This window comes from Cupriavidus oxalaticus (assembly GCF_038900635.1).
Taxonomy (GTDB): Bacteria; Pseudomonadota; Gammaproteobacteria; order Burkholderiales; family Burkholderiaceae; genus Cupriavidus; species Cupriavidus oxalaticus_B.
On sequence record NZ_JAYMRX010000084.1, the window covers coordinates 1 to 463 of the forward strand.

Annotated in this window: 1 protein-coding gene; it reads right to left on the reverse strand. The window is 64.4% G+C overall.

What is annotated here, in order from left to right:
- The coding region (locus VSR71_RS35055) for a hypothetical protein (RefSeq protein WP_342917916.1) at window positions 1-463 on the reverse strand (463 nt) is incomplete at both ends.

The following is a 463-nucleotide window of genomic DNA, read 5'->3' on the forward strand; positions in this document are numbered from 1 at the left end:
GGCTGTGGCAAGCATCAGAAGGAGCCGACGGTCGCGGCACTTCAGCAGGATGGCAATAGGCAGAAGCACGCCAAGCGCCACGACCGGCCAGGGGGCCAGCTTGTTTGCCACCATCGTACCGGTGACGCCGAACTGCGGGATCTCAAGCCCTCTCACCACGAACTGACCCAAGAGTTCTCCTGGCAGATGGAGCCAAGCAGATACACCAGCTTGTCGCGCCCCCGAGTCAAGCATTGCCGCGTGAATGAGGGCACCTGTGATCGCCGTCAGAGGCGCCAGCCAACCCCGCCCCCGATTCAGCCACACGCCCATGGCCAGAACCGGGATCAACGCAATGGCCAGCGGATCCGACAGCGCGCACAGCAGCCCTGTCACACTCGCCAATGCCGCGCGCAATCCGGTCAGACGTGAGAGCGCGATGACCACGAGGCCCGCGTCACAGAACCACCGCTCGTTGGTCAGG